The sequence below is a fragment of the Streptococcus loxodontisalivarius genome (assembly GCF_016908645.1).
Taxonomy (GTDB): domain Bacteria; phylum Bacillota; class Bacilli; order Lactobacillales; family Streptococcaceae; genus Streptococcus; species Streptococcus loxodontisalivarius.
Window position 1 is genome coordinate 1 of record NZ_JAFBEH010000083.1, and the last position, 3,918, is coordinate 3,918.

General features: G+C 41.0%; 2 protein-coding genes. Both read right to left on the minus strand.

The features are described from left to right. Window positions 1-108 precede the first annotated feature (108 nt). Window positions 109-639, minus strand: coding sequence for a GNAT family N-acetyltransferase (locus JOC28_RS10520; RefSeq protein ID WP_205010623.1), 531 nt, complete (start codon window positions 637-639; stop codon window positions 109-111). Window positions 640-694: 55 nt separating this feature from the next. After that, the gene (locus JOC28_RS10525) at window positions 695-3,538 is read right to left on the minus strand and encodes an SEC10/PgrA surface exclusion domain-containing protein (RefSeq protein WP_205010624.1); all 2,844 of its coding nucleotides are present in this window, start codon (window positions 3,536-3,538) and stop codon (window positions 695-697) included. Window positions 3,539-3,918: the final 380 nt, after the last annotated feature.

The following is a 3,918-nucleotide window of genomic DNA, read 5'->3' on the forward strand; positions in this document are numbered from 1 at the left end:
CTTCTCGCTTTGAACGCAACAAAAGAGAGAACCAATTTGATTCTCTCTCGTGCTTAATTATTTAGTCAACCCACTACAGTTGACAAAGAGCCTCTATGCTGAGCTTTTCTATTTTCTGATTGATTTTATACTGAACTCAAAACTTGCAATCGAGGAAAGTAGGGCATCATAGGCTTCCTTGACAAAGGTCCCTTTAGAGAGGATATCAAAAGACAGGTCACCATATTCCAGACGATAGTCCGTCTCTTCAAAACCATTTTTGGCATAAAAAGCACGTCTCGCACGTCGCTCTGCCATATTTTCAGAAGGCTCATCTAATCGCTCTACTTCAAGGCAAAAGCTGCGCTTAGGATAGCGCTGACTAATAGCAGTCAGAATCCTACTACCATAACCTTGACTTCTGAGCCTCTGCTCCACAGCGAAAAAGGACATGTAAATCATTTGGTCTGACAGCATGATAACCGCAAATCCTATGAAGGTCTCTCCATCATAAAAGGCAAGAAACTCACGCCCAGCAGCCAAACTATAAGCTATCAAATCTCGAGTTTCAACTCGCTCTTCCTCAGGAAAGGCCTCACGGTTGAGGGCATCAAGCAGCTCCATATCTTGAAAATCTTCTGTTACAATTCTGATATCCATACAAACATTATAACACAGAGCTAGAGACTAGGAATTCAGAAAATGTCAAAGACGATTAGTCTTTCTGTTTTTTAAATGAGAAGATAGCCAAAGTCATCATAAGTAGACCTGATAGAAGTAGTGTTTGACTTGTCTCATCTCCAGTTTCCGGAAGTTCAACTTGATTTTCTTCTGTTTGCTTGTTATAAGAAGTCTTCTCCAAAGTGTGTTTAGCAGTAGTATTGTCAGATCCGTAGCTTCTAGCAACAGCTACATTTGGATTTTGTTCTGAAGTTGCTTTCACATTAAGTTGCTCTACTGTGTCATTCTTAGTTACATCTAAATCAGATTTTCCTTGGAAGTTAGCCTCATCCTGCACTTCTGACTTAGTTTGTTCTTCAATTTCTGTCTTAGCTTCATCTTCCTTCTCTTCTTTAGCCTCGGATTTAGCTTGGGTTGACTCCTCTTCGGCTTTGGCCTTTGCTGCAGCTTGGGCGGCTGCTTGAGCAGCTTCCTTTTCGGCTTTAGCTTTAGCTGCGGCTTGAGCGGCTTCCTCTTCGGCTTTGGCCTTGGCGGCGGCTTGGGCGGCTTCTTCCTCCTCTTTAGCCTTGGCGGCGGCTTGGGCGGCTTCTTCCTCCTCTTTAGCCTTGGCAGCGGCTTGGGCGGCTTCTTCTTCAGCTTTGGCCTTGGCGGCGGCTTGAGCGGCTTCCTCCTCCGCTTTGACCTTGGCGGCGGCTTGGGCGGCTTCTTCTTCAGCTTTAGCCTTGGCAGCTGCTTGAGCGGCTTCTTCCTCCTCTTTAGCCTTGGCAGCTGCTTGAGCGGCTTCTTCCTCCTCTTTAGCCTTGGCGGCGGCTTGAGCAGCTTCCTCTTCGGCTTTAGCCTTGGCGGCGGCTTGGGCGGCTTCCTCTTCAGCTTTAGCCTTAGCTGCGGCTTGGGCGGCTTCCTCTTCGGCTTTGGCCTTGGCGGCGGTTTGGGCATTTGACAAGGCTAGTTCTTTTTGCGAAAGATTTTCTTCTGCTTTTTGAAGGGCCGTTTTAGCTGCCACTAGCTCATTATTGATGTTTTCTAGGACTGCTTTAGCAATCGCTTCGCTCTGTTTTTGCTCTGCTTGAACAGTTTGTAAACGTGATAATTCAGATTCTAGCTGCTTACTTTCTGAAGTTTGTTTCTGAAGTTTTGCATCCAATGCAGCCTTTTGATTCTTCAAATCAGAAAGTAGATTTTCTTTGACAGTCAAATTTTCTTGGGCTTTATCAAGTAAAGTTTGGGCATTAGCCACATCTTGATCGCTTGTAGCTTTCAAAGCATCTAATTTTACTTTAGCTTCTTCTAGTTTCTTCGAGCTTGCTTGGTAGGCTGTTTCTTTCTCTGTCAAATTTGCTTGCGCTTGGGCTACTTCATTTTCTGCAGCAGCCAAGTCTTGTTTTGCCTTTTCAAATGCTGCCTGAAGTTTCTCTGTTTTCGAAGCAGGAGTCAAGATTGTTGTATTAAATTTACTTGGATCAACAATATATCCCGGTGAATCAACAACGCTCAAGAAATGAAGTCGATTTGAACCATCACTCAAATAGTTAAAATCAACACCAACGTAACTATTTGTGACTCCTGATTGCACTCTCATATTACCCGAATTTGTAATTCCTGTTGCATGAGCCCACTCTTGTTGGTCATTTCCAGGAATAGCACCAGAAAACATGAATCCTTTGATTGAATCATAGATTTCTTTCTTCATTTGAACCAGAGTCATTTGTTTAACTGGGCCAATATTTGTCCAAGAACTAAACATGTTTTCATAGTATTGACCCGTGCTATCCAAACCAAATTCAGCTGCTGCTTTCTTAATTGCAGAAACGTCGTGACCAGCATTATTGTAAGTCCAGTTATCCTCAACATACAAGTCACCAACTCTATCAGCAAAAGCAAGTGAACCCGGTGTTACATAAGTGGTAACAGTTCCAAGTTGCTGGTTCAAAGAATTAATTAATTCGCTTGCATAGAAAGAAAGGTCGCGGATGATTTCATCTGGAAGCTCATTTAAATCATAGAGAGTCGTATTATCATCACTTGGATCTGCTTGAAATTGATTCGATTGATAGAGTTTTTTCCCTTCTGATAAGAGAGTTTCTTTAGCTGCCTTATTGATGATTGTATTATAGGTATCGGTCGTTACCTCAACACCTTTCACATCAGTATAGGCTTTCTCCAGAGCATCCATATAGGCTTGCGTTAGGACAATCTTATTAGCACTTACATTATTTTCAGCTGCCAATAGGGCATCGTTAGCCTTCTTTTGAGCTTCTTGAGCAGCTTCAAACTTGTCATTTGCCTGATTAGCTGCACTTACTGCTTGATCAAGCTCCGCTTTTGACACAGTTATCTCTTCTTGAGCTTGATTGACTTCTGCTTGTGCATTTTCAATCTCTTCTGTCTGCTTTTGAGATTGCTGCCTTGCTGTTTCCAAGACCTTCTGAGCATCAGTTACTTCTTGGCTTGCTTGAGCCACATCATCTTGAGCACTGCTTATCTGCTGACTCAATTCACTTTCTTCCTGACTGAGACTTTCCTCTTTTGATTTAGATTCTGCCAGTGCTTCCTGAGTTGTTGCAATCGCCTGATCTGTAACTTCAATATCTGCTTGAGTATCAGAAACAATCTCCTCTTGTTGAACTGCTTGATTGCTCAATTGCTCCACTTTTTCTTGCGCGAGATTTACTTCTTCTTGAGCATTAGCTAGATCAGTCTGTGCCGCTGATAGGCTATCAGAGGTTTCTGAACTTGTCGCAACAAGAGCTGTTTCTTCAGCAAATACTCTTGGTGATGTTAGCACAGCCATTCCCAAAAAACTAATGGCCAAAATACCTGCAACACCAATTCCCTTTAGTTTACGAATAGATGCATAAACCTGAACTTTTTTATTCATAAAAACTCCTAAATCTTTTCTAAATTTTGCAATAACATTCTAGCATGTAATTTGAAAGTTTTCAATTTCTCATTTAGAAAAAGTTGCTTTTAGGAGAAAAATTTTTCAATATGTCTTTTAAAATATTTATAAATAGCTCAAAAAGCTGTATTTATACATGTTTTAGAGATTTTTGATTTCAAAAAATTGTAAATCTAATAATACAAAACCTAATGTATATTTTAATATATACATAGATTTTACGAAATAAAAAAACAAGACTGCCTAGCAATCTTGTTTTAAAACTTCGGCTCTATAATTTCTGTAGTGGGTAAATCCACCAAGGAGATTGTAGGGCTTTTTGAATGTAGAAAAAAAGTCCCACATGACTTATAATGAAA

Bases quoted from the DNA above. Each gene is read 5' to 3' on its own strand.
- JOC28_RS10525 (WP_205010624.1), bottom strand. From the start codon at position 3,538: ATGAATAAAAAAGTTCAGGTTTATGCATCTATTCGTAAACTAAAGGGA.
- JOC28_RS10520 (WP_205010623.1), bottom strand. From the start codon at position 639: ATGGATATCAGAATTGTAACAGAAGATTTTCAAGATATGGAGCTGCTT.